We start from the raw sequence: 23,854 nt of genomic DNA, 5'->3' as shown, positions 1-23,854 counted from the left end.
AAGCACCAAGGGGACGAAGATGGACGATCTGAAGTCGAAATATCTGGAACTGATCGCGACAGCGGCGGACGAGTCGGCCATTGAGGATCTGCGCGTGCAGGCCCTTGGCAAGAAGGGCGAGATTTCGTTGCAAATGCGCGAGCTGGGCAAGATGTCGCCTGAGCAACGGCAGACCGCTGGCCCCGCGCTGAACGCGCTGAAAGACGAGATTAACTCTGCCCTACTGGCGAAAAAATCCGCACTGGGCGATGCCGCGCTGGACGAGCGTCTGCGCAGTGAATGGCTGGACGTGACACTGCCGTCGCGCGGTCGCCCTGAGGGCACGATCCACCCGATCAGCCAAGTCACCGAAGAGGTCACTGCGATCTTTGCCGATATGGGCTTTGCCGTCGCCGAAGGGCCGCAGATCGAATCCGATTGGTATAACTTTGACGCGCTGAACATCCCCGGCCACCACCCTGCCCGGGCCGAGATGGACACATTTTATATGAAGCGGGCAGAGGGCGACGACCGCCCCCCAGCCGTGCTGCGCACGCACACCAGCCCCGTGCAAATCCGCAGCATGGAGGCGTCTGGTGCCCCCATCCGCATCATTTGCCCCGGCCGCGTGTATCGTGCCGATTACGACCAAACGCACACGCCAATGTTTCACCAGATCGAAGGTTTGGCCATCGACAAGAACATCAGCATGGCAAACCTGAAGTGGGTGCTAGAAGAGTTCGTGAAGTCCTATTTCGAGGTTGATAACGTCGATATCCGCTTCCGCGCGTCCCACTTCCCCTTCACCGAACCGTCTGCCGAGGTGGATATCCGTTGTTCATGGGAAGGCGGCACGCTCAAGGTCGGCGAAGGCGACGATTGGCTCGAGATTTTGGGGTCCGGTATGGTCCACCCCAAGGTGCTGCAGGCCGCCAAGGTCGACCCGGCACAGTGGCAAGGCTTTGCCTTTGGCATGGGGATCGACCGGATCGCGATGCTGAAATACGGCATACCCGATCTGCGGGCGTTCTTTGATTCCGACCTGCGCTGGCTACGCCATTATGGCTTTAGCGCGCTGGATGTACCGACGCTGCGTGGGGGGCTTTCGCGATGACCAATAAAGAAGACGACTATGACGCCATCGTTGAGCTAAACGATATTTATCCCGGCGCTGGCACGTTCAAATTCGGTAACAACAAAACCGAATGCCAGCAGCAGATCACCTTGGTCCGACTGGGTGAAAAATCGGCGAATTGCGCGCCATTCCGCGATTTCAAGGATGACCCGGAGGCGATGCCCGTCGTCGGCCGCTGCGATATTGCGGCGAACTGGGGCGGCTCGCCCGCGATTGTCGTGCGCACAACCCGGGTTGAACACGTCCGGTTTTGTGACGTGACCGAGGAAATGGCCCAGGCGGAAAGCAGCAGCTACACTCTGCAGGGCTGGCAGACGTCAAAAGAAGCGTATTTCAAACGGAACGGCGGCTGGTCCGATGACATGCCGCTGATCTTTGAATTTTTCGAAATGGTCGAAGATTTGGAAGGCCGCAGCCTGTAAGGCTACTGCCGCACCAGATTAACGTCAAAACCGCCGGCGCTGACGGTCACCTGTGACAGCGCGCCGGTGGTATAAATCGCGGTCATCGCCAGCGATTTAAAGTTAAAGGGCGACAGGTGCCCTTTACCCGCCGTGACGCGATAGGACATTTGGCAGGTGACGGTATCACCGCTCGTGTCCATCGCCGTCGTTGCCAGCTGCACAACCCGGCGCCCATCATACATCGTCAGTGGGTTTGGGCAGGTCTTGCCATTGGCCAAAACCCCAAAGACTTCCGCTGTTGTCAGCGTCCCCGCGGGCACCTTGGCGACATCCGAAAGCTCAGTCATTTCGTCGGCTGGGGACACACTGACCGCCCCCACCGCGGCACCTTGGCGTGTGATCATGATGTCACGGTTTTTGCTGCCACGGTTTTGGCCAAGGTATTCGACCGTGTTACCCGAAGCACGCGAGGTTGCCTCGAACGTGCCATCAGCCACGCTGAGTGGCGTGTTATCGAGGCGCGACAAAAGGTGCGTATTCGCGCCGCTGCCATCAAAACTAAGCGTGCCAAGCTGCCGATTGCCCAGCATTAGGGCAAAGCTTTGGTCTTGGGCCAGGGCAGGGCTCGCCAGCAGGATAGACAGGGCAGCGATCAGGGGCAGGCGAGTCATGGCGGTCATCCGTTATGGCACATTTGTTGCACCAGACATACGCGAGGGGCCATGCGTATACGATAACAGATCATAGCTATCGGAGTTTTCCGGCCAATCAGCAGTGTTAAAATTGTAGGTGGTTGTGGTGCCGCACGAGGGATTCGAACCCCCGACCCCATCATTACGAATGATGTGCTCTACCGACTGAGCTAGTGCGGCCTACGCGGGCTGCATTAGCACCCCGCGCTGGACTGGAAAAGACCTATTTTGCGTCTGCGTGCGGATCAGTCACAGGAGTCGCATCAAGAACGTCCTCGTCGTCCATTACTTCGGCGCTTGGCGCGCGGCCGACCATCAGCGGCAACATCTCTGTTCCGGCCGGCATGGCGACTTCGCCAGCAGGCGGGCGTTTCCATTCCAGCGTGTCGAAGGCCGCGCAGTTGGTGCAGACCGGCGTCCACGTGGCATGGATGTGCTGGCAGTTATCGCAAATCCACTGTGGGCCGCGCGGGGCCGTCAGGGCGCGGGTCAGCCAACCGCGCACAACGGCATCGTCAGCACCTTCGCCGCGTTCGATTGCGGCCATCAAGGTCAGGCTGCGTGCGGTGGGGTCTTCGGTCACAAGTTGGCCTAGCGCACGTTTTGCGTCCGGGAAATGCTCTGCCGCGATGTTCAGTTCGGCCAGCAGCATTTGGGTTTCGGGGTGGGTCGGGTTCTGCTTGGTCAAGGTGCGGAAGCGCTTCAGCCGCGCCTCTGGTGCCTCGTCCGGGGCGATTTCGGCAAAGGCCGCTGCGATATCCGGGTGCGGGTTCACACCCCAGGTTTTCGCCAGAATGCGGCTGGCACCCTTGGGGTTGCTGTTCGCGATCATCGCGCGGGCGGCCATGACGGTCGCGGGGATCAGATCGGGGGATAGCTTGTTGGCCTGAATGGCGGCTTCGCGCGCCTCCATTGATTGACCCTCGTCAAGGATATCCCTCGCCTCTGATAAGGCCAGAACGGCGTCGCGGCGTTTGTGCACGTCGCGGGGCAGGTTGCCGGATTTCAACTTGGCACCAAGAGTTTCGCGCGCGCCGGACCAGTCGGATTTTTCAGCCTGCAGCTTGAGCAAGGTGTTCTGGATTTCTTCGTGCTTCGGCTTGATTTCGAACGCCTTGCGGGCAAGGCCCAGCGCGGTGTCTGTATCGCCGATCGCCAGCTTTTGGTGCATCAGCCCGCGCACGCCGACAAAGCGTGTATCGTCATTTTCCAGCAGTTTGCGGTAGCTCGTCTCTGCCGTGCGGGTGTCGCCGGTCATCTCTGCCGCCTGTGCGGTCAGCAGGGTCGTCAGTTCGGGACGGTCAAGATATTTGTCGGCGCGTTTCGCCTTGGCCATTGCCAGATGCCCCTCGCCGCTGGCAAGGGCGAACAGGCCTTCGGACAGCGCCTCAAAGCCCTTACGCTCGCGGTTGCGATCAAAGTGACGAGAGATCGCAGTTTCGTCGCCATTGAGGAAATGGAACACGGCTATTAGCAGTTTAAGCAGTTTCAGCCCCAGCCAGACCGCAACGATCAAGGCACCGAAGGCAAAGACCAATTGCAGCGCGTTCAGCGTGATTTCATAGCCGGCGACCGCAATATTGGCCCCGCCTTGCACGTCCATCAACTGCACTGCGCCCCAAGTTAGGCCGGTGACGATGGCCACAAAAATCAGGATCTTGATAAGGGTTGTGATCATGTCTGCGGCCTTTAATTAGCTGTCAGGGAAGCGTCGAGCTGATCGGCAGCATCGACGGCGGCGGCGCGCGCCTCGGCCTGCGTTGTCCAGTCGGACATCGCGTCGCGCGCAGAAGTAGGAAGCGTGGCGATTTCCGCCAGTGCGTCGTTCAGGCGGCCGTTGCGCAGGGCGTCTTCCGCCCGCGACAGGGTCGCGTCGGTGCTTGTGCCCTCGCGGGCCTCAACGGACCGGACATTCAACTGATTGCGTAGGAACGACCCAAAGCCGCCAACATCATCCCCCGCTTCGCCCGCAGAGCGGGAGGCGGACAGGGCAGCGCGGGATGCCTCTGGAAAGGTATCGCGCAGAGTGGCGAGCGTAGGTACGCCGTCGACAACAGCGGTCAGCGCGTCTGGCAGAGGATCGTCCATCGTGCTGGCAAGGTCATCCAGCGGCTCGCGCATTGGCGCGCCGCTTTCAAGCGCGCCTTGGACGCGGGACAGGGCTGCGCGAGCGGTTTGGTCGCGGGCGGCCACCACAGCGGTTTGCTGGATCTGCTCAGCCTCGGCGCGGGTGGCGTCAAGCTGGGCCTGCAAATCAGCGCGTTGCTGTTCCAGCGCGGCCTGCTGTGCGGCGATCTGATCGCTTAGCTGCGCAACGGCCTGTTCTTGCGCCTGCTCACCCATCAGCGGGGCCAGTTGGCCGGCTTGGGCGATGCTGTCGTTCACCGCGGCAAAGCGTTCATCAACGCTCGCGCTTAGGTCGGTCACGCCCTGGTTTAATGTGGCCACGTCCTGCGTGATGCCGGACATATCTGTGACCGGGACCGCATCGACCTGCGCTTGCAGCGCATCAATGCGGGACTGAAGGCCGTCAATATCCACAGGCGTGGTCTGACCAAATTGAGTATAGGCGACGCCATAACCGATGCCGCCCGCGATCAAGCCACCCAGCAACATCGGAAAGAAGACGCCTTTGCGCTTTTCCGGCTCTTGCCGAGGCGGCGTGCTGACGGGTTCCGTCTTAGCCGGGGTGGCAGGTGCGTCTGCCTTGGGTTGCCGGGCCACAGGCTCAGGCTTTGGCGTGGGGGTCGACGCGGCGGGTTTTTCCGCAGCCGTCGCAATCGAAGGGGGCGGCATCGCCATATCGACCTGCGCTGGCGCATCAGCCGTCTGCGGTGTCGCGACGATTTCAGCCTCGGTCACTTTGTCCGGGTTCGCCTTCGATTTCGGACTGCGCCCATTTGCCGGTTTTGTCGCCACGGAATTCACCTTCCTGTCCCTGCCGATCACGTCCCGGCCATCATCATAAGACGTTAGCCCGCGCCGCTTCTACGCTCAAGGGCTACTCCGCCTGCGGGTCCAGACCGCGCAGCACAGCAATCGTCATGTCTGTCATATGATCTGCGTCGGGATGGCCAACGGTCAAGGCACGGGCCTGTGGAATATGGCGAAACAGGTTTGCGACGGCAGCACTGATCGCAACGATATGCAGCGGTGCAGTGTACGTCAGATCAAGCAGCCCCTGCGCAGAGCGTGCCGAAAATATAGGCGCAACAAGCGGTACGGACCCGGCTGCGGCATCAATCAGCGATTGCGGGACCGGCAGGGCGACTTGGTCATATGCCTCAATCGTGGTGCAGCGCAGACCCGCGGCAGTCAGGCGCGCGGCAATTGCGCCCCGGCGATGGCGACCCGCCAAATGGACCATCGGCCCGGCGGGGTGGTGCGCCGTGATCATGGCGACAAGCGCGTCAGCGTCACCATCGGCGCTGCGCACGTCGTACCCTTTGGCATCTGCGGCCGCCGCTGTCGCGCCGCCAACGCACCACGCGGTCAGTCCCGTACCAATCGGTGCCTGCGCGACGGCGCGGGCAGAGGTAAAGATCACATGCGACGCATCCGGCATATCGTATGAAATCGGCACGATCCTCAACGCGGGGGCGTTTATGATGGGCACCGCCTTGCGCATCACGCGCTGCACATCTTGGGCAAATAACGCGCCCGCGGGGTCCGGGCGGGTGATGATCAGAATAGGTTGCATCGCGGCCTTGTTGTCTGATTGCGCTGCCAGTGTTACGTGCAAGACGTTCCAGCACAACAGGCCTTACCCCATGACACGCACGATCCTTGGTATCGAAAGCAGTTGCGACGACACTGCCGCCGCCGTTGTGCGGCAAGATGATGAAGGAACGGTTATCCTGTCCTCTGTGGTGTTTGGCCAGACGACGCTGCATGCCGCCTTTGGCGGTGTGGTGCCGGAAATTGCGGCGCGGGCGCATGCGGAAAAGGTAGATCACTGCGTCGAACAGGCTCTATTACAGGCGAATGTGAAACTGCGGGACTGCGATGCGATTGCGGTGACTGCTGGGCCGGGGCTGATTGGCGGCGTGTTGTCGGGGGTCATGTGCGCTAAGGGTCTGGCTGCCGCGACTGGGCTTCCGCTGATTGGTGTGAACCATTTAGCCGGCCATGCCCTGACGCCGCGCCTAACGGATGATGTCGCGTTTCCTTATTTGATGCTGCTTGTGTCTGGTGGCCATTGCCAATTTCTGATCGCCCATAGCGATGACCGCTTTGAACGCATCGGCGGCACCATCGACGACGCCCCGGGCGAGGCGTTTGACAAGACAGCGCGGCTGCTAGGCCTGCCGCAACCGGGCGGTCCCGCTGTGGAACGTGCGGCTGCAACGGGGGATCCCAAGCGGTTCAAACTGCCACGCCCACTGCTAGACCGCGCAGATTGCGACATGAGCTTTTCGGGGCTGAAGACTGCCCTGCTGCGTGCGCGTGATAGCGTCATTGGACCGGATCAGACACTGAAAGCGGCGGATCAATCGGATTTGGCCGCGGGATTTCAGGCGGCCATGACCGATGTGCTGCGCGCGAAAACGGCGCGGGCTTTGGACATTTACCTGGCGCTATCCCCGGCAGAACCTGTCTTGGCCGTCGCGGGCGGCGTGGCTGCAAATATGCCGATCCGGGACGCACTCACCGACCTTTGTGCAACGTCAGGCGTCCGCTTTGTCGCGCCGCCGCTGTCGCTGTGCACGGACAACGCAGCCATGATCGCATTTGCGGGGCTGCATCGCCTGGCCCGCGCTGATTTCGACGACTTAAGCCTGTCAGCGCGCCCACGCTGGCCGCTCGACGGTGCGGCTCCGGGGATGCTGGGGTCTGGCAAAAAGGGGGCAAAGGCGTGATCGGCGTCGTCGGTGCTGGCGCTTTTGGGACGGCGCTTGCGATTGCATTAGCCCGCGATGGGCGCAGCGTTACGCTTTGGGCGCGCGATATAGGCGATATGGCGCAGACGCGCCGCAGTCCGCGCCTGCCAGATGTGACGCTTCCGGACGGGATAAACATCACCGAAAATATGGTCGATATCGCTGCGTCAGAGACTGTTTTGCTGGCTGTTCCCGCACAAAGCCTAAGGGACGTTTTGACGGCAAATGCTACGCATCTGGACGCCAAGCAGCTGGTCGCTTGTTGCAAGGGGATCGACCTTGAAACACTGACAGGACCTGTAGCCACCATTGCACGCACCTTGCCGAATGCTATGCCTGCGATCCTGACCGGGCCATCCTTTGCCGCCGACATCGCACGCGGTTTGCCGACAGCGCTGACGCTCGCCTGTGCTGATGATATCGTCGGCCAGAGCCTGCAACAGCAGTTGTCGACAGGTACGCTGCGCATTTACCGCACGACAGACACGATTGGCGCAGAGCTGGGCGGTGCGCTTAAGAATGTCATCGCGATTGCCTGCGGCGTGGCGATTGGTGCAAGCCTTGGTGACAGCGCCCGCGCCGCGCTGATGACGCGCGGCTTTGCAGAGATGCAGCGCCTAGCACAGAACCTTGGGGCAGAGCCGCAGACCTTGGTCGGACTGTCAGGCTTAGGCGATCTGGCCCTGACCTGCACGTCGCCACTATCGCGCAATTATCGGTACGGGCTGGCACTGGGGGCTGGCACGGCAATTGATCCCGCGATGACGGTCGAGGGGGCCGCTACGTCTTGGGCAGTCACCCGGCTCGGGCAGGATCGGGGGATTGATCTGCCGGTTTGCGCGGTGGTTGCCGCGCTGACGCGGGGTGAGATCAGTGTCAAAACTGCGCTGCAGAACCTGCTCAGCAGACCGCTAAAGGAAGAATAACATGGCGCTTTGGTTGATGAAATCCGAGCCGGATGAATTTGGCTGGAACGATCTGGTCACGAAGGGCGTCAGCCCTTGGGATGGCGTGCGCAACTATCAGGCGCGGAATTTTATGCGTGATATGGCGGTCGGCGATCAGGCATTTTTCTATCATTCCCGCACGGGTCTGGCGGTCGTTGGAATCATGGATATCGTCGCGCCCGCCTACCCCGACCCCACCGCGCCTGACCCCAAATGGTCTTGCGTCGATGTCAAAGCAGCGCAGCCCTTTGACCGGCCAGTCACGCTGGATGCGATCAAAAACGATCCGCGGTTGGCGGACATGGTGCTGGTTAAGAATTCGCGCCTGTCCGTGCAGCCGGTGACGCAGTCCGAATGGGATATGATCTGCGCGATGGGCCTAAAACAGGCCTAGATGGACAGCCCGCCAATCACATTGGCGGGCGCCATGAATAGCAAATGTCAGCCGTAGACGGCTTCTTTGCCGAAATGCTTGGTCAGTAGGTAATACATGACGGCGCGGTATTTGTTGCGGTTCGACCGGCCATAGGTCTCGATCGCTTTTTGCACGCCGCCCATCAATTCGGGACCGTCGGGCAGGCCAAGCTTTTTGCGCAGGAAACCGTCAACGACGCGCTGAAGTTCTTCGGTATCGCTGCCGGCAACAGTGCTGGCGTCGTCGTTATAAATCGACGGGCCGCAGCCGATTGTGACCTTTTTCAGCAGGTCCATATCCGGCGTCATGCCGCATTTTTCTTTGATGTCTTCCGCGTATTTCGCGATAAGATCGTCACGTTTTCCCATGTCGTACCCCTGTTTTCTATACGGCCGTCAAGCGGCCTTAAGGCAGCCTAAAACGACGTTGCCGCGCCAAACAAGAAAAAACGAGGGGGAAAGTTTGGCCGCGCAACACCGTCACGCGGCCGAAAGTGGTTAGTAGCGGTAGTGTTCAGGCTTAAACGGGCCTTCGACGGTGACGCCGATATAGTCCGCTTGATCCTTTTGCAGCGTGGTCAGTTTAACGCCGATGCGGGCCAAGTGCAGGCGCGCAACCTTTTCGTCCAACACCTTGGGCAGGATGTAAACGCCGGGCTGGTATTCATCGCCCTTGGTCCACAGTTCGATCTGCGCCAGCACCTGGTTGGTGAAGGATGCCGACATCACAAAGGACGGGTGGCCCGTGGCGTTGCCAAGGTTCAACAAGCGGCCTTCGGACAGCAGGATCAGACGAGAGCCGGAAGGCATCTCGATCATGTCGACCTGCTCTTTGATGTTGGTCCACTTGTGGTTTTTCAGCGCGGCGACCTGAATTTCGTTATCGAAGTGACCGATGTTACCGACGATGGCCATATCCTTCATCTCGCGCATATGCTCGATGCGGATGATGTCTTTGTTGCCGGTCGTGGTGATAAAGATATCGGCGGTGGCGACGACGTCTTCCAGCAGGACAACTTCAAAGCCGTCCATGGCGGCCTGCAGGGCGCAGATCGGGTCGACTTCAGTGACTTTCACACGCGCGCCGGCGCCGCTTAGGGACGCGGCAGAACCTTTGCCAACGTCGCCATAGCCGCAGACGACGGCCACTTTGCCAGCCATCATGGTGTCAGTCGCGCGGCGGATGCCGTCGACCAGCGATTCCTTGCAGCCGTACTTGTTGTCGAACTTCGACTTGGTGACGGAATCGTTCACGTTGATTGCGGGGAACGGTAGCTGACCCTTCTTGTGCAGGTCATACAGGCGGTGAACGCCTGTGGTCGTTTCCTCGGATACGCCTTTGATTGCGTCGCGGGTTTTGGTGAACCAGCCCGGGGATTGCGCCATACGCTTCTTGATCTGCGCCTTGATCGCGACTTCTTCTTCGGACTGAGGCACAGCGATGACGTCTTCGCCAGCTTCGGCGCGGGCACCCAGCAGGATGTACAGCGTCGCGTCGCCGCCATCATCCAAGATCATGTTCGCGCCTTCGGGGAATTGGAAGGACCGGTCAAGGTAGTCCCAATGCTCTTCCAGCGTCTGGCCCTTGATTGCGAAAACGGGTGTGCCGCCAGCGGCGATCGCGGCAGCAGCGTGGTCTTGGGTCGAAAAGATGTTGCAGGACGCCCAGCGCACGTCAGCGCCCAGCGCTGTCAGCGTCTCGATTAGCACAGCGGTCTGGATCGTCATATGCAGCGATCCAACGATGCGCGCACCAGCCAAAGGCTTCGTCGTGCCGTATTCGTCGCGGCAGGCCATCAGGCCCGGCATTTCGGTTTCGGCAATATCCAATTCTTTGCGGCCATAGGCAGCAAGGGCGATATCCTTGACGATGTAGTCCTGAGTCATGTTGCATGTTCCTTGCGCATCAGCTTTGCGCAAGGCGATAACACACCGGCCAAATCTGGGCAACGCGACACGAGGACAACCATGAAACAACCCCGCGCGTGGCAACGCATGCTATCGGGTCGCAGGCTGGATCTGCTTGACCCAACCCCGATGGATATAGAGGTCGAGGACATCGCTCACGGGCTGGCCTTTGTCGCCCGCTGGAATGGGCAAACGCTAGGCGATTATGCCTATTCGGTGGCCGAGCATTCGCTGCTGGTCGAGCAGATTTTCAGCGTCCAGCAGCCCGCTGCGCCAGCCAAGTGGCGGCTGGCGGCCTTGCTGCACGACGCGCCAGAGTATGTGATTGGTGACATGATTTCCCCAGTCAAGGCCGCTGTGGGGCCGGGATATGGAGAGCTCGACGCGCGGCTGACAGCGGCGATCCATCTACGCTTTGGCCTGCCTGCGGTGCTACCCGTGCGGGTGAAAAAGCATATTAAGACCGCGGACAATGTGTCAGCTTGGCTGGAAGCCATCCAGATCGCAGGATTTTCGCGCACAGAGGCAGACAAGCTGTTTGGCAAACAGCCTGTTGCTTTGGTGGAAACGCTAAGTATTGCGCTGCGCCCGCCCGTTGCGGTGCGGCAGGATTATACCGCCCGCGTCGCGGCGCTGCTGGCGCAGATGTAAATCAGCGCGGGCTGCGTTTCGCCAAAATGCGCTGCAGCGTCCGGCGGTGCATACTGAGGCGCCGCGCGGTTTCACTGACGTTGCGATCGCACAGCTCGTATACGCGCTGGATATGCTCCCACCGGACGCGGTCCGCGCTCATCGGGTTGTCGGGCGGCGGCGGCAGTTCGTCCTTGCGGGCCAGCAAAGCGTTGGTCACGTCGGTCGCGTCAGCGGGCTTCGCCAAATAATCCGTCGCACCGATTTTCACGGCGGCTACGGCGGTGGCGATAGCACCGTATCCGGTCAGCACAACGATGCGCGCATCCGGTCGGCGTTCGCGCAAAAGCTCTACCACATCAAGGCCATTGCCGTCCTCTAGCCGCAGATCAACCACGGCATAGGCGGGCGGACGGGCGGTAGCGATGGCTTTACCTGCTGCGACGGACTCGGCGGTTTCGACGATAAAGCCGCGCTTTTCCATCGCCTTTGCCAGACGTTTGACGAAGGCTTCGTCATCATCGACCAGCAAAAGCGTCTTGTCCGGTCCCAGATCGAGAGGCTCTTGGTTCATGCCGCGTTCCTTGAATGTTTGTTCTGAATTAGGCTTTTCGGCCCCGTGGTCAACTGGCACCAATCGCGCAGGCGACTTGGTCGGCCACTTGCTCTGGGCTTTCTTCGCGCCGGAAAAAACTGGCAAAGCCGGTGTCAGGCATCATCAGATACGTAAAGACGGAATGGTTCATCAAATAGTAGTCGGGATCGTCATCGCCCTTTGAATAAAAGACGCGGTAGGCATCAGCGGCAGCTTTGACCTGCGCATCGCTCCCCGTCAGGCCAATCATTTTGTCCGAGAAGTTCTGCACATAATCGCCCATCACCTGCGGCGTATCGCGGGCCGGATCGATGGTGATGAACACGGGTGTGACACTGTGACCCGCCTCTGCCAGCAGATCAACAGCCTGCGCGTTGCGCGCATTGTCGATGGGGCAGACATCGGGGCAAAAGCTGTAGCCGAAATAGATCAGCGCAGGTTCGGTGATGACATCGGCGTCGGTCACGGTTTCCCCTGCCCCATTCACCAGCGTGAACGGGCCGCCAATGTCCGCCCCGGCGGCAGTCGACGTGAAACACGACTCGGCGCTATTGCGCCCCATCGTCACCAGAAAGGTCGCCCCCAGCAAAGCAAGTGTTGCGCTACCAGCTAAAATCGCAGTCAGTCGTTTCATCGGGGTGTCCTTATCCAAAGCGTCGCATTGATCGCGCATCCCAGCCCCCGTAACAATGGGGCGCGCAAGCACATCCCCTTGATCTAGGATTTCACGATGACCAGCGATGACACGGACATTCTGCAGGACCGTGAGCGCAGCAACTGGGTGCGCCTGCGGACACTGCTCATTCTGCGCTGGTGCGCCATCGGCGGGCAGATCGTCGCCATCGTCATTGCCACCCGCTATTTCGGCCTCAAGATAGAGGCCGGGCCATCCGCCATGACCATCGGGGCGGCGATGATCGCCAATCTGATCACCAGCTTCGTCTACCCCGAGAACAAGCGTTTGTCGGAACGCGAAGCCAGCGCAATGATGGCGTTTGATATCATCCAGCTTGGGGTCCTGCTGTATCTGACGGGCGGGCTGCACAATCCGTTTGCCCTGCTGATCCTCGCGCCCGTGATTATTGCTGCGACCGTGCTGCACTTGCTAAGCTTTGTGCTGTTGGGACTACTTGCCATCGGCATGATTACCGCGATTGCCCTAACCTTTGTGCCGCTTCAGGTCGCTGACGGCACGCTTTTGCTACTACCACCGCTGCTGCACTTCGGCTTTTGGGCGTCGCTGGTGATTGGCGTCATCTTTCTGGGTATCTACGCCCGGCAGGTCACGACAGAGATGAATACGATGGGTGACGCCTTGCTGGCGACGCAGCTCGCCTTGGCCAGAGAGCAGAAGCTGACCGACCTTGGCGGTGTTGTCGCCGCCGCCGCGCACGAGCTTGGCACGCCGCTGGCGACGATCAAGCTGGTCAGCAACGAACTGATAGACGACCTCGCTGACCATCCTGAAATGCGCGAGGATGCAGAGCTGATCCGATCACAGGCTGATCGTTGCCGCGATATTCTGCATTCCATGGGCCGCGCTGGAAAAGACGACCTACACCTGCGATCCGCCCCGCTGGAAACTGTTGTAAAAGAGGCAGCCGAGCCGCATCTGCAACGTGGCCGCAACGTCAGTTTTGATGTCACCCCAGAGGATGGCTGCACCCTGCCCCAGCCCGTCATTTTGCGGCGACCAGAGATCATTCATGGGTTGCGTAACCTGATCCAGAACGCGGTCGACTTCTCTCAGACGCAGATTGCGATTGATGTGCGTTGGTCTGACAACCAAATCTTTGTTCGTATTGCCGACGATGGTCACGGCTTTCCGCAATCGGTGATCGGCCGTATCGGTGATCCTTTTGTGCGGCGCAGGCGTGTAGCCTTGGACGGCTTGCGGCGGCCAGGCTATGACGGCATGGGGCTAGGATTGTTTATTGCCAAGACGTTACTAGAACGATCCGGTGCCCAGTTGCTGTTTGCAAACGGACAACGGCGCATTCCGGCGGGGCAGAAAAGCGATCTGGGCACAGGTGCGATTGTCACGGTGACGTGGCCCATGAAAGCGTTGACGCGCACGGATCACGGCAACTATCCGGCGTTAGGGAAAAACCAACTAATTTTGGATTGATTTAGATTTCTTAAGCCTGCGTTAACCCGGTTCATTCAATTTCAAGTTGTTGTGACCGGGAGATATGGAATGCTTTTAACCAATGAGTTGATACACTTTTTCGCTGCAGGCAGCTTTGCCTTGATCGGTTTATTTGCAGCGGTTCAGGCCATTAGATCCTATTCCTTTCCCGCTCCGCGGCAGTCCGTCAAAACGCTGCCAGACCTGCAGACGCCAGCCTTTTTGTTTGATCAGGATACGTTGGTTGATGCCTCGCCCAGCGGTGCCGCGCTGATTGCAAACAGCCAAGCAGGACAGTCCGACCGCGACGCCGTCATTGCCGTTTTATCGCGGCAATTTCCGAATCTGCGCGAAAAAATCCTGTCGCTGGGTACGGATTGCAGTGTCGCGCTGGCAGGCACTGGCGATGCCGGGTTGGGGCTGACCCTGTCAGACCGGCAGGGGCTGCTGCGCATCAGCCTAAACGCACCCGGGGTCGAGGCCGCGACCCGCCACTACGAGGATTTAGAGCGCGAGTCGCTGCTGGACGAGCTGAATATGTTGCGCCTGATCACCCGCGACACCCCGCAGCTGATCTGGACCGAAGATGCCCAAGGGCATCTGATCTGGGCCAACGCCGCCTATCTGTCTTATGCTGACCGCCAGATGCCAGACGACGACCGCAGTGGGCGCGTCTGGCCAGGAGAGCGGCTTTTTGCTGATATTCCGCCGCCATTGCCCAATGACCCGCGTACCTTTGGCGGGCGTCATGCGCTGCAATTACCGGGCGAGCGTGCAGAACATTGGTTCGATATTACCGCTGTGCCGCAAGACGGCTCTGTCATCTATTTCGCCATCGACGCCAATGCCGCAGTGCGGGCGGAACGCGCCCAGCAGGAATTTCAGCAGACACTGGCCAAGACCTTTGCCCAGCTTTCAACGGGCCTTGCGATCTTTAACCGCAAACGGCAGCTGGCCATGTTTAACCCGGCCCTGCTGGATATGACCGGGCTTGCCTTTGGATTTATGTCGACGCGGCCCACTATCGACATGGTGCTGCACCGCTTGCGTGAAACACGCAAACTGCCCGAACCAAAGAACTATAACACGTGGAAAGAACAATTTTCGGCCCTATAGGCCGCCGCCAAGAAAGGCACCTATTCCGAACTGTGGGAAATGCCTGATGGCCAGACATACCGCGTCACCGGGCGTCCGCATCCTGATGGTGCCTTGGCGTTTCTGTTTGAAGACATCACGGCCGAAGTGTCCCTGACCCGCCACTTCCGCGCCGAGATTGAGACAGGCCAGTCGGTGATGAATGCCCTACCCGACGCGATCGCTGTGTTTTCGCCCAGCAATACGCTGGTGATGACGAACGCCGCCTATGATGAAATCTGGCAGCGCGATGATGAACCGCAGATGCTGGTACACGATCTGCGCAGCGCCTTGCGGATTTGGAAGGCGCGCTGCGGTCCCTCTAGCCTGTGGCAGGATGTCGAGAACTTTGGCCAGATGCGCCGAGACAGCCATATCGTATCTGACGGGCTGATCATGACGAACGGGCGCCGTCTGGATTGCGCCGTGCAGGCAATTACCGGGGGGATGACGTTAGTGCGCTTTACCCCTGCCATGGCCCGGTTGGAAAGCAGCCCGCAACCGCCGCGTCAAGCCTATGGCTGACAGCGTATTCTGACGGAATTGGCTTGCAGCGGCCCCTCTGTCATTTAGTCTGGGGGCATGGCTCCTCCTTTCAAACGTATCCTGCTGGCTGACGCCGACGCGACCGCCGCTATGGCAGGTCATATCGCTATGGCGCTGGGGCCTGGCGACACCCTTTTGCTGGAAGGTGACATCGGCGCTGGTAAAACCACCTTCGCCCGCGCGCTGATCCGCGCCCGGCTGAAGTCACCGAAAGAGGATGTGCCATCGCCGACATTTACGCTGGTGCAAACCTATGACGCGGGTGATCTGGAAATCTGGCACTGCGATTTATATCGGCTGACCGATCCGCAAGAAGTGTTGGAACTCGGGCTGGACGACGCCTTCATCGGTGCCATTTGCCTGATCGAATGGCCCGACAGGCTTGGCCCCGACCTACCGACTGATCCCTTGCTGTGCCACTTTTCGGCTCAAACCGACCACCACGTTTTAACGTTGAGCGGTAGCGCGCGCTGGCAGGATTTGCTGGGTGATCTGCATGTCTGACGAGAACGCACGCACCACTGCATTCATCGCAGGAACGCCGTGGCAAGATTGGTCCGCAAGGCCGTTGGCCGGGGACGCGTCGAACCGCCGATACCTGCGCCTGACTGGCCCCGGCGGAGCGAGCGTCATTCTGATGGACGCCGATCCAGCCAAGGGCGAGGCCGTCGCGCCCTTTGTCGCGATTGCAGAATGGCTTTGCGCAAACGGCCTGGCTGCCCCCCGCATTTTGCTAAGCGATATGCCGCGCGGTTTACTGCTGATCGACGACCTTGGCCCGCAAACCATTGCAGAAGCGGCCAATGCCGTCGCCGAGGATCAGCTTTATGACGCCGCCGTCGATGTGCTGATCGCGCTGGACGGCATGATAGCTCCGCCAGATTTGGCGCGGATGACTCCCGACGTTGGCGCCGATATGGTTGCGATCACGGCGCAGACCTACCACGCTTGCGATCCCGCGCCGCTGGTCGCCGCCGTTCGCGATACGTTGCGTGCCTTTGCGCCTGATGCAGACCGGATGGCGCTGCGCGATTATCACGCCGAAAACCTGATCTGGCGACCAGAGCGGACGGGGCTGGACCGCATTGGGCTGCTGGATTTTCAAGACGCATTCGTCGCGCCGCGCGGCTATGATCTGGCGTCCTTGCTACGCGATATCCGCAGGCCCGTGTCCGCCGCGCAGGTGACACGGCAGCTTGCCCGATTTGCCGCAGCGACAAATACCGATCCCGCCGCATTTGGCGCACAGGTTGCCACCCTTGGGGCGCAGCGAAACCTGCGTATCTTAGGCGTTTTTGCGCGGCTCGTTGCCAATGGCAAACCGCGCTATGCCGCGTTTTTGCCTGCGGTGTGGGACGCCTTGATGTGCGATCTGGACCACCCGGCGCTGCAGAATTTGCGCAGAGTTGTCGTCGCCAACCTTCCACCGCCACAGGATCGCCCATGACCGCATCATACTCTGTCATGTTGTTCGCAGCCGGCATGGGCACGCGCATGGCACCGCTGACGACAGACAGGCCCAAACCGCTCATCTGCGTCGCAGGCAGGGCGCTTTTGGATCACGCGTTGGACCTAACGGACGTACCGCAAGTCGGCCGCCGTGTGGTGAATGTGCATTACAAGGCAGACATGGTGCGCGCCCACCTTGCGGGCCGCGACGTTGCGATTTCGGCAGAGGATCCCCTACTGGAAACCGGCGGCGGTCTGCGGCACGCTTTGCCGATGCTAGGTGCTGGCCCGGTGATGACACTGAATACTGACGCTGTCTGGCATGGGCCGAACCCGCTGACGCAGCTCGCCGCTGCCTGGCAGCCGCAGATAGAGGCGCTTTTGCTTTTGGTGCCCCCCGCGCAAGTTGCCGGGCATGTGGGCAAGGGTGATTTCGCAATCGCCCCCGATGGTCGCCTGACCCGCGCCCCAGCGCAAATCTACACCGGGGCGCAGATCATGCGCACTGATCGGCTGGGCGATTTGCCTCAGGATGCTTTTTCCCTGAACCTGATTTGGAACGAGATGGCCCAGCGCGGCGGGCTTTACGGCATTAGCTATGACGGCCGCTGGTGCGATGTTGGCCGCCCCGATTGCATTCCCCTTGCTGAACAGATGCTACAGGCCCCCGATGTTTGACCCCACCGACCAGCCCCGCGTTTTCGGCCTGCAACCGGGTGTCGATTTTGCGACGGGCCTTGTAGACGGGCTGACGGAACGCTTTGGCGACTTAAGCCGCGTGCGGCTTTTCGTGAACACTTCGCGGATGCAGCGGCGCATCAGGTCCGTATTTGACGCGGGCCCCGCACGGTTATTACCCCGCGTGCAGCTTGTGACCGATCTAGCGTTCGAGGGGACATTGGCGGGCCTGCCCGTTCCCGTCTCTCCCCTTCGGCGGCGGCTAGAGCTTTCGCGCGCTGTCAGCCGCCTGCTGGACGCCGCGCCAGAGCTTGCGCCGCGGTCGGCCCTGTTCGATCTGTCCGATAGCCTTGCGTCCTTGATGGATGAAATGCATGGCGAAGGCGTTGATCCCGCCTCGCTTGCTGATCTCGACGTCAGCGATCAGTCTGGGCATTGGCAGCGCTCGCTCGCCTTTCTGAACATCCTGCGCGACTACTTTATCGATGGATTTGATGCCCCCGACGCCGCGGCCCGCCAGCGGCTAGTGGTCAATGCGATGATCGCCCGGTGGGAGGCGCAGCCGCCGACAGACCCGATCATCGTCGCGGGTTCAACCGGATCGCGCGGGGCGACCGCGCTTTTGATGCAAGCGGTGTCGCGGCTGCCGCAAGGTGCCATCGTCCTGCCCGGCTTTGACCGCGACATGCCGCAGCCGGTTTGGGATGGGCTGGACGATGCGCTGCACCACGAGGATCATCCTCAATTCCGCTTTGCCAAGATGATGCAGACTTTGGCGCTATCCGTGGATGACGTGAAAGAGTGGGCATCGGTGGCACCCCCTTCGCCCGCGCGGAACAAACTGATTTCCCTGTCTTTGCGCCCTGCCCCAGTCACGGACCAATGGCGGGCAGAGGGCGCACATTTAGGCGATTTGCGGGACGCCACGACGCAGGTCACGTTAATCGAAACCGACAGCCCAAGGATCGAGGCCGAAACGATTGCCCTGCGTCTGCGCCAAGCCGCAGCCGAGGGATTGACCGCCGCGCTGATCACCCCGGACCGGATGCTGACACGGCAAGTCGCGGCGGCGCTGGATCGTTGGCAAATCCGGGCTGACGACAGTGCGGGCCTGCCGCTTGCGCTGTCGGCACCGGGGCGGCTGCTGACCCATGTGAGCGACGCTATGGGGCAGGACATCACGGCAGAGGCGCTGCTGGTTCTGCTCAAACACCCGCTGACGCATACGGCCAGCCCGGACCGCAATCAGCATCTGCTCTGGACCAGAGAGTTAGAGCTGCGCCTGCGCCGTCATGGCCCGCCCTTTATCACGGCACAAACTGTGTCCGACTGGGCGGCAGGAGTGAAAAATGCGCGCGATGGGCTGATTGAATGGGCCGCATGGGTCGGGCAGGTCGTCACTCTGTTGGGCCATGATGGCACCCTGCCGATTGCCGATCATCTGACTGCACATTTGGCTGCGACTGTTGCGCTCGCTTCTGGCCCGCACGGCACTGGCAGCGGCGAATTGTTCCTGCAAGCGCCCGGCAAGGCGGCCAAGGGGATTTGCGATGCGCTGGCCCGCGACGCGGATGCGGGCGGCGATTTGGACCTGCGCGACTATACCGCGCTATTCCGCACGCTGCTGTCCCAAGGACAGGTCCGAGAGCCGGAGGCGACTGACCCACGCATCCTGATCTGGGGCACGCTAGAGGCGCGTGTGGGCGGCGCTGATTTGGTGATCCTTGGCGGGCTTAATGATGGGGTTTGGCCGGGTACGCCAAAGCCTGACCCTTGGCTGAACCGCGCCATGCGGCAAAAGGCTGGCCTGCTGTTGCCAGAACGACAGATCGGCCTGTCCGCGCATGATTACCAGCAAGCGGCCTGCGCGCCGCAGGTTGTGATCACGCGGTCACGGCGCAGCAGCGACGCGGAAACGGTGCCGTCGCGCTGGGTGAACCGCCTAACGAACCTGATGTCGGGCCTGCCCGATCAACACGGACCAGAGGCGCTGGAACACATGCGCGCGCGGGGCAACGAATGGATCGCGCGAGCCGTTGCAGTTTCTGCCCCAGTGCAGGATATCGCCCGCGCAACGCGGCCTGCGCCCTGCCCGCCTGTTGCCGCACGGCCCAAGGATATCTCTGTCACGCAGATCAAAACGCTCTACCGCGATCCTTTCGTGATTTATGCGCAAAAGGTACTGCGTTTGCGGGCGCTTGATCCGCTGCTTGCGGATGCGGATGCCCCGATGAAAGGCACGATCTTTCACGAGATTTTGGAAAAATTCATCGCCCAACGCCCGGATGCCAGCGCGCCCGGCGCATACGATCAGTTCATGGGCGTTGCCCGCGACGTGCTGGCTGCGCAGTGCCCCTGGCCGACCGTGCGCCTGCAATGGATGACGCAGTTGCAATCCATCGCCCCCGGTTTTCTGACGGACGAAGCGCAGCGCCAGCAGGCCGGGCAACTGCTTGCGCTAGAGGCATGGGGAGAGATCACCGTTCCCGGCCCCGACATGCGCCTGACCTGCAAGGCTGACCGCATGGACGAAACCGCCAGCGGTACGGCGCTGATTTACGACTACAAAACCGGCGCGATCCCAACCGAAAAGCAGCAGGCGCGGTTTGATAAACAGCTTTTGCTAGAGGCCGCGATGGTCGAACGCGGTGCATTTGCCACAGTCGGCACGCGCAACGTGGCGGCGGCAGCGTTCCTTGGCTTTAACGCAGCGATGAAAACGGTGCCTGCGCCGCTAGACGATCATCCACCCACCAAGGTCTGGGCAGAGCTTGTGACGTTTTTGACGATGACCCGGCAAGCGGACTGGGGGTACGTCGCGCGGCGGGCACCGGCGATGACAAGTTATGACAGTTATTATGACCATCTGTCGCGCTATGGCGAATGGACGGATGCGGATGCGGCTGTGAAAGTGGTACTGACATGATCCGCGACGACGCGACGCAAAACCAAGTCTCTGCCGCTGATCCGACACTGTCGACTTGGCTATCGGCCAACGCCGGATCAGGCAAGACGCGTGTGCTGACGGACCGTGTGGCGCGGTTGTTGCTAGAGGACGTCTCGCCTCAGAACATCCTATGCCTGACCTATACAAAGGCCGCCGCTGCTGAGATGCAGAACCGGTTGTTCAAACGCCTTGGCGGTTGGGCGATGCTGGACGACAAGGCGCTGCGCAGCGATCTGGCGAACCTTGGCGTGGACGGGGTGATTGCGCCGGACAAGCTGTCGGCCGCGCGGCGATTGTTTGCGCGTGCAATTGAAACACCGGGCGGTTTGAAAATCCAGACGATCCATTCGTTCTGCGCCAGCATCCTGCGCCGCTTTCCGCTAGAGGCCGGGGTCAGCCCCAATTTCAAAGAGATCGAGGATCGCACCGCCGCCCTAATGCGCAGCGCTGTGCTGGACGAGATCGCCTCGGGGTCGCAAGCGCAATTCCTGGCAAACGTCCTGCGGTATTTCGGTGGCGGAGAGCTAGATAAGCTAGTCCGCGAACTGGCTGGCCGCACACCGGATTTTACCGCGCCTTGCGACCGGGATGCCCTGCGCGCATCGCTTGGGATTGCGCCGGGGCAGACGATGGATAGCCTGCTGGCGCAGGTTTTTGACGCAGATACGGCCGAGATTGTGCGCGACCTGATCACCGCCTGCCGCACGGGCGGTTCAATGGACAACAAAGCCGCTGACAAGCTGGAGGGTGTGAATACAGCCGCCCCCGGTGTGGCGGATTTGATGATCCTAGAAGACGTATTTTTGTTTGGCGAAAAGACCAAGAACCCCTTTGGCCCCAAGACCGAAAGCTTTCCAACAAAGGGCGTGCGGACGGCGCATCCTGACCTGACGGATGCGCTTGCCGGTTTGATGGAAACAGTCGCCGCCCTGCGCGAGGATCGCCAAGCGCTGATGGCCTTTGACCGCAGCGCAGCGCTGCATGATTTCGCCCATGTGTTCGTGCAGGATTATACCGCGCGCAAAACAGCGATGGGCGTGCTGGATTTCGACGACCTGATCGGCAAGGCACGCGACCTTTTGACAGACAAGGCCGTAGCCGCTTGGGTTCTGTTCCGGCTGGACGGCGGCATCGACCATCTGCTGGTGGACGAGGCGCAAGATACATCGCCCGGGCAATGGGCCGTTGTGCAGCATCTGACGCGCGAATTTGTCAGCGGCGAGGGTGCGCGAGATACGCGGCGCACTGTGTTCGTTGTGGGTGACAAGAAGCAGTCGATCTATTCGTTTCAGGGTGCCGATCCGGCTGAATTCGACCGGATGCGCGACTATTTCGACACCGCGCTGGCGCAGATCGATGACCCGCTACAGACCCGCACGCTGGCGCATTCGTTCCGATCCTCTGCCGCGATCCTGCGGGTTGTGGACGAGACGTTTGTGCGCGACCGGGCCGCCGGGCTTGGGGATGTGTCGCAGCACATCGCGTTCAACGCGGACATGCCGGGACGGGTCGATCTGTGGCCGGTCATCAGCCCCGAAAAGGCAGAGATCGACCCCGATGATGACTGGCTCGCCCCCGTGGACGAGGTCAGCGAGGATCATCACCACGTACAGATGGCCGACCGGGTCGCGGCGCAAATCAAGCGCATGATCCATCATGAAACGTTGCCCGTGAAGCAGAAGGACGGCAGCGTTGCGCGCCGGCCGATCCGGGCGGGCGATTTTTTGATCCTTGTGCAGGGAAGGCAACAACTGCTGTTCCCCGAGTTGATCCGCGCCTGCAAGCAGGCTGACCTGCCCATCGCTGGTGCCGACGTGCTGCGCGTGGGCGGGGAACTTGCGGTCAAAGATATTGCTGCACTGCTGCGGTTTTTGGCTCTGCCAGAAGATGACCTTTCGCTGGCGTCCGCTTTACGCTCGCCCCTGTTCGGGTGGACCGAGCAGGACATTTTCACGCTAGCGCATCACCGTCCGCAGGGGGGCTATCTGTGGCCCGCCCTGCGCGATGCGGCAGGATTTGATGGCACAAAAGCCGTCGTGCGCGACCTTTTGGGTCAAGCTGATTTCTTGCGCCCCTACGATCTGATTGCCCGTATTTTGGTGCGGCACGGTAAACGGCAAGCCTTACTAGCGCGGCTTGGGACCGAGGCTGAGGACGGAATTGATGCGCTTCTGGCACAGGCGTTGGCCTACGAATCTGACAATACGCCCAGTCTGACGGGTTTTCTGACTTGGATGGATACGGACGATCTGACGGTGAAACGGCAGATCGACTCTCAAGGCGATCAGATCCGGGTGATGACGGTGCACGGCTCTAAGGGATTAGAGGCGCCGATCGTGATCTTACCAGACACGGCAGAGCGCAAGAATGACGTCAAATCGCAGGTTTTGCCCGGCGATGTGCCTCTATGGAAATCAGCCAAAGCGCATATGCCAGCCGCGATGGCGGGCCGCGTGGACGACATGGCAGAGGCACAGGCCCGCGAGCGGTTGCGCCTCCTTTACGTCGCGATGACCCGCGCGGAAAGCTGGCTGATCGTCGGCGCGGCGGGTGAGACGGCGAAATCTGGAACAGCTTGGCACGATATCGTGATGGACGGCATTGGGCATGCTGGGGCCGTGGATGCCTTGGCGGGTGATCTGACGGTGCAGCGGGTAGAACATGGCGACTGGTTTGCTGGCCCCCTGCTGCCCCGCGACAATCGGGCGGTCGGCCGGCGCGTGGCAGAAGTATTAGAGCCCCTGCCCGACGCCGCGCGGCCAATGACGCTGTCGCCCTCGGACCTTGGCGGTGACAAAACACTGGCTGGCGAATTCAACGATGGCGACGCTGATGCCCTGCTGCGCGGCAGTCTGCTGCACTTGCTGCTTGAACACCTGCCCGCCCTGCCCGCTGATGACCGCCGCAGCATCGCCAACCGTCTAATTGCGGCCTATCCAGAGGCGGATACCGTTGAAACTGACGATGTCATCGATGCTGCCTTGGCCCTGATAGACGCACCGCATCTGTCTGCGCTTTACGCCCCTGATACCTTGGCAGAGGTTGATATTACGGCCGATTTGCCCGGTCTTGGGCGCATGCATGGCAGTATTGACCGGCTGATTGTCACGCCTGATCGGGTCACGGCCATCGACTTTAAAACGAACCGCAACACCCCTGCGGGTCCCGATCAAGTGCCAGAGGGGCTGCTGCGTCAGATGGGGGCCTACGCCGCAGCGCTGGTACAGATTTACCCAGACCGCGCGATTGAAACGGCCATTTTATGGACCCGCGATGCGGTTTTGATGGACCTGCCCCCTGCCCTGACAACTGCGGCATTGGCCCGGTCCAGACTTGACCTTCCCCAGCCGCGTTCTTAGGTTCTGCCCCTGACACATTCATCCAATTG

Annotated in this window: 22 protein-coding genes and 1 tRNA gene; 14 read left to right on the top strand and 9 right to left on the bottom strand. The window is 60.8% G+C overall.

The genetic code is table 11. The features are described from left to right. Positions 1-19: 19 nt before the first annotated feature. Entirely contained in the window at positions 20-1,093 is a 1,074-nt protein-coding gene (pheS, locus tag KBW81_RS15960) for a phenylalanine--tRNA ligase subunit alpha (RefSeq protein ID WP_254247857.1), read from the top strand. Continuing rightward, the gene (locus tag KBW81_RS15955; RefSeq protein ID WP_090188516.1) at positions 1,090-1,536 is read left to right on the top strand and encodes an ASCH domain-containing protein; all 447 of its coding nucleotides are present in this window, start codon (positions 1,090-1,092) and stop codon (positions 1,534-1,536) included. Before pheS ends, KBW81_RS15955 begins: the two co-directional genes overlap by 4 nt. A 2-nt stretch (positions 1,537-1,538) precedes the next feature. On the opposite strand, the gene KBW81_RS15950 is transcribed toward KBW81_RS15955, so the two are convergent. The 5 genes from KBW81_RS15950 to KBW81_RS15930 all read right to left on the bottom strand — a co-directional run bounded on the left by KBW81_RS15950 (position 1,539) and on the right by KBW81_RS15930 (position 5,910). Beyond that, positions 1,539-2,189: a hypothetical protein gene (locus KBW81_RS15950; RefSeq protein ID WP_254247856.1), complete on the bottom strand. Its 651-nt coding sequence runs from the start codon at positions 2,187-2,189 to the stop codon at positions 1,539-1,541. Between the two features lie 125 nt (positions 2,190-2,314). After that, positions 2,315-2,390 (bottom strand) — tRNA-Thr (locus tag KBW81_RS15945). Between the two features lie 43 nt (positions 2,391-2,433). After that, complete coding sequence (locus tag KBW81_RS15940; protein WP_254247855.1) at positions 2,434-3,888, bottom strand: heme biosynthesis protein HemY; 1,455 nt, start codon at positions 3,886-3,888, stop codon at positions 2,434-2,436. Positions 3,889-3,899: 11 nt separating this feature from the next. After that, positions 3,900-5,129 carry a COG4223 family protein gene (locus KBW81_RS15935; RefSeq protein WP_254247854.1) on the bottom strand — a complete coding sequence of 410 codons (1,230 nt, stop codon included), beginning with the start codon at positions 5,127-5,129 and terminating at the stop codon, positions 3,900-3,902. Between the two features lie 82 nt (positions 5,130-5,211). Further along, positions 5,212-5,910 carry a uroporphyrinogen-III synthase gene (locus tag KBW81_RS15930; RefSeq protein ID WP_254247853.1) on the bottom strand — a complete coding sequence of 233 codons (699 nt, stop codon included), beginning with the start codon at positions 5,908-5,910 and terminating at the stop codon, positions 5,212-5,214. Between the two features lie 70 nt (positions 5,911-5,980). On the opposite strand from KBW81_RS15930, the gene tsaD reads away from it, so the two are divergent. From tsaD to KBW81_RS15915, 3 genes are read left to right on the top strand one after another with little or no spacing between them, the layout of a single operon-like run. Then, positions 5,981-7,069, top strand: coding sequence for a tRNA (adenosine(37)-N6)-threonylcarbamoyltransferase complex transferase subunit TsaD (gene tsaD / locus KBW81_RS15925; protein WP_254247852.1), 1,089 nt, complete (start codon positions 5,981-5,983; stop codon positions 7,067-7,069). Further along, positions 7,066-8,016, top strand: coding sequence for an NAD(P)H-dependent glycerol-3-phosphate dehydrogenase (locus KBW81_RS15920; protein ID WP_254247851.1), 951 nt, complete (start codon positions 7,066-7,068; stop codon positions 8,014-8,016). Before tsaD ends, KBW81_RS15920 begins: the two co-directional genes overlap by 4 nt. A gap of 1 nt (position 8,017) precedes the next feature. Next, a complete protein-coding gene (locus KBW81_RS15915; RefSeq protein ID WP_254247850.1) occupies positions 8,018-8,431 on the top strand; it encodes an EVE domain-containing protein in 414 nt (137 codons plus the stop codon). A 47-nt stretch (positions 8,432-8,478) separates the two neighbouring features. Here the strand turns inward: KBW81_RS15915 and KBW81_RS15910 are convergent, their stop codons facing one another. After that, entirely contained in the window at positions 8,479-8,820 is a 342-nt protein-coding gene (locus tag KBW81_RS15910) for a DUF2853 family protein (RefSeq protein WP_254247849.1), read from the bottom strand. A gap of 129 nt (positions 8,821-8,949) precedes the next feature. Continuing rightward, positions 8,950-10,338, bottom strand: coding sequence for an adenosylhomocysteinase (gene ahcY / locus KBW81_RS15905; protein ID WP_090188540.1), 1,389 nt, complete (start codon positions 10,336-10,338; stop codon positions 8,950-8,952). Positions 10,339-10,419: 81 nt separating this feature from the next. Between ahcY and KBW81_RS15900 the strand changes: the two genes are divergently transcribed. Further along, entirely contained in the window at positions 10,420-11,010 is a 591-nt protein-coding gene (locus KBW81_RS15900; RefSeq protein WP_254247848.1) for an HD family hydrolase, read from the top strand. A 1-nt stretch (position 11,011) separates the two neighbouring features. On the opposite strand, the gene KBW81_RS15895 is transcribed toward KBW81_RS15900, so the two are convergent. Together KBW81_RS15895 and KBW81_RS15890 are read right to left on the bottom strand one after the other, a co-directional pair. After that, positions 11,012-11,563 carry an ActR/PrrA/RegA family redox response regulator transcription factor gene (locus tag KBW81_RS15895; RefSeq protein WP_090188545.1) on the bottom strand — a complete coding sequence of 184 codons (552 nt, stop codon included), beginning with the start codon at positions 11,561-11,563 and terminating at the stop codon, positions 11,012-11,014. 49 nt (positions 11,564-11,612) lie between these two features. Beyond that, a complete protein-coding gene (locus KBW81_RS15890; RefSeq protein ID WP_090188822.1) occupies positions 11,613-12,218 on the bottom strand; it encodes an SCO family protein in 606 nt (201 codons plus the stop codon). Positions 12,219-12,314: 96 nt separating this feature from the next. Here KBW81_RS15890 and regB point away from each other — a divergent pair, with 96 nt between their 5' ends. The 8 genes from regB to addA all read left to right on the top strand — a co-directional run bounded on the left by regB (position 12,315) and on the right by addA (position 23,825). Further along, a complete protein-coding gene (gene regB / locus KBW81_RS15885; protein ID WP_090188548.1) occupies positions 12,315-13,712 on the top strand; it encodes a sensor histidine kinase RegB in 1,398 nt (465 codons plus the stop codon). A 69-nt stretch (positions 13,713-13,781) separates the two neighbouring features. Beyond that, on the top strand, positions 13,782-14,828 hold the full coding sequence (locus KBW81_RS15880; protein ID WP_254247847.1) for a PAS domain-containing protein: 1,047 nt from the start codon (positions 13,782-13,784) through the stop codon (positions 14,826-14,828). Between the two features lie 39 nt (positions 14,829-14,867). Then, positions 14,868-15,371, top strand: a complete 504-nt coding sequence (locus KBW81_RS15875; RefSeq protein WP_254247846.1) for a hypothetical protein — start codon at positions 14,868-14,870, stop codon at positions 15,369-15,371. 57 nt (positions 15,372-15,428) lie between these two features. Continuing rightward, the gene (gene tsaE / locus KBW81_RS15870; protein WP_254247845.1) at positions 15,429-15,896 is read left to right on the top strand and encodes a tRNA (adenosine(37)-N6)-threonylcarbamoyltransferase complex ATPase subunit type 1 TsaE; all 468 of its coding nucleotides are present in this window, start codon (positions 15,429-15,431) and stop codon (positions 15,894-15,896) included. Then, a complete protein-coding gene (locus tag KBW81_RS15865; RefSeq protein ID WP_254247844.1) occupies positions 15,889-16,839 on the top strand; it encodes an aminoglycoside phosphotransferase family protein in 951 nt (316 codons plus the stop codon). Before tsaE ends, KBW81_RS15865 begins: the two co-directional genes overlap by 8 nt. Continuing rightward, entirely contained in the window at positions 16,836-17,519 is a 684-nt protein-coding gene (locus tag KBW81_RS15860; protein ID WP_254247843.1) for a nucleotidyltransferase family protein, read from the top strand. The genes KBW81_RS15865 and KBW81_RS15860 overlap by 4 nt, the downstream gene beginning before the upstream one ends. After that, the gene (gene addB / locus KBW81_RS15855; RefSeq protein WP_254247842.1) at positions 17,512-20,445 is read left to right on the top strand and encodes a double-strand break repair protein AddB; all 2,934 of its coding nucleotides are present in this window, start codon (positions 17,512-17,514) and stop codon (positions 20,443-20,445) included. Before KBW81_RS15860 ends, addB begins: the two co-directional genes overlap by 8 nt. Beyond that, positions 20,442-23,825 carry a double-strand break repair helicase AddA gene (addA, locus tag KBW81_RS15850; RefSeq protein WP_254247841.1) on the top strand — a complete coding sequence of 1,128 codons (3,384 nt, stop codon included), beginning with the start codon at positions 20,442-20,444 and terminating at the stop codon, positions 23,823-23,825. The genes addB and addA overlap by 4 nt, the downstream gene beginning before the upstream one ends. Positions 23,826-23,854: the final 29 nt, after the last annotated feature.

Origin of the sequence: Loktanella salsilacus (genome assembly GCF_024206795.1) — a bacterium.
GTDB classification, from domain to species: Bacteria; Pseudomonadota; Alphaproteobacteria; order Rhodobacterales; family Rhodobacteraceae; genus Loktanella; species Loktanella salsilacus.
The sequence above is the reverse complement of the archived record's forward strand: the minus strand, read 5'-3'. Positions and strand labels throughout refer to the sequence as shown.

Bases quoted from the DNA above. Each gene is read 5' to 3' on its own strand.
- pheS (WP_254247857.1), top strand. From the start codon at position 20: ATGGACGATCTGAAGTCGAAATATCTGGAACTGATCGCGACAGCGGCG.
- KBW81_RS15955 (WP_090188516.1), top strand. From the start codon at position 1,090: ATGACCAATAAAGAAGACGACTATGACGCCATCGTTGAGCTAAACGAT.
- KBW81_RS15950 (WP_254247856.1), bottom strand. From the start codon at position 2,189: ATGACTCGCCTGCCCCTGATCGCTGCCCTGTCTATCCTGCTGGCGAGC.
- KBW81_RS15940 (WP_254247855.1), bottom strand. From the start codon at position 3,888: ATGATCACAACCCTTATCAAGATCCTGATTTTTGTGGCCATCGTCACC.
- KBW81_RS15930 (WP_254247853.1), bottom strand. From the start codon at position 5,910: ATGCAACCTATTCTGATCATCACCCGCCCGGACCCCGCGGGCGCGTTA.
- tsaD (WP_254247852.1), top strand. From the start codon at position 5,981: ATGACACGCACGATCCTTGGTATCGAAAGCAGTTGCGACGACACTGCC.
- KBW81_RS15915 (WP_254247850.1), top strand. From the start codon at position 8,018: ATGGCGCTTTGGTTGATGAAATCCGAGCCGGATGAATTTGGCTGGAAC.
- KBW81_RS15910 (WP_254247849.1), bottom strand. From the start codon at position 8,820: ATGGGAAAACGTGACGATCTTATCGCGAAATACGCGGAAGACATCAAA.
- ahcY (WP_090188540.1), bottom strand. From the start codon at position 10,338: ATGACTCAGGACTACATCGTCAAGGATATCGCCCTTGCTGCCTATGGC.
- KBW81_RS15900 (WP_254247848.1), top strand. From the start codon at position 10,420: ATGAAACAACCCCGCGCGTGGCAACGCATGCTATCGGGTCGCAGGCTG.
- KBW81_RS15895 (WP_090188545.1), bottom strand. From the start codon at position 11,563: ATGAACCAAGAGCCTCTCGATCTGGGACCGGACAAGACGCTTTTGCTG.
- KBW81_RS15890 (WP_090188822.1), bottom strand. From the start codon at position 12,218: ATGAAACGACTGACTGCGATTTTAGCTGGTAGCGCAACACTTGCTTTG.
- regB (WP_090188548.1), top strand. From the start codon at position 12,315: ATGACCAGCGATGACACGGACATTCTGCAGGACCGTGAGCGCAGCAAC.
- KBW81_RS15880 (WP_254247847.1), top strand. From the start codon at position 13,782: ATGCTTTTAACCAATGAGTTGATACACTTTTTCGCTGCAGGCAGCTTT.
- KBW81_RS15875 (WP_254247846.1), top strand. From the start codon at position 14,868: ATGCCTGATGGCCAGACATACCGCGTCACCGGGCGTCCGCATCCTGAT.
- tsaE (WP_254247845.1), top strand. From the start codon at position 15,429: ATGGCTCCTCCTTTCAAACGTATCCTGCTGGCTGACGCCGACGCGACC.
- KBW81_RS15865 (WP_254247844.1), top strand. From the start codon at position 15,889: ATGTCTGACGAGAACGCACGCACCACTGCATTCATCGCAGGAACGCCG.
- KBW81_RS15860 (WP_254247843.1), top strand. From the start codon at position 16,836: ATGACCGCATCATACTCTGTCATGTTGTTCGCAGCCGGCATGGGCACG.
- addB (WP_254247842.1), top strand. From the start codon at position 17,512: ATGTTTGACCCCACCGACCAGCCCCGCGTTTTCGGCCTGCAACCGGGT.
- addA (WP_254247841.1), top strand. From the start codon at position 20,442: ATGATCCGCGACGACGCGACGCAAAACCAAGTCTCTGCCGCTGATCCG.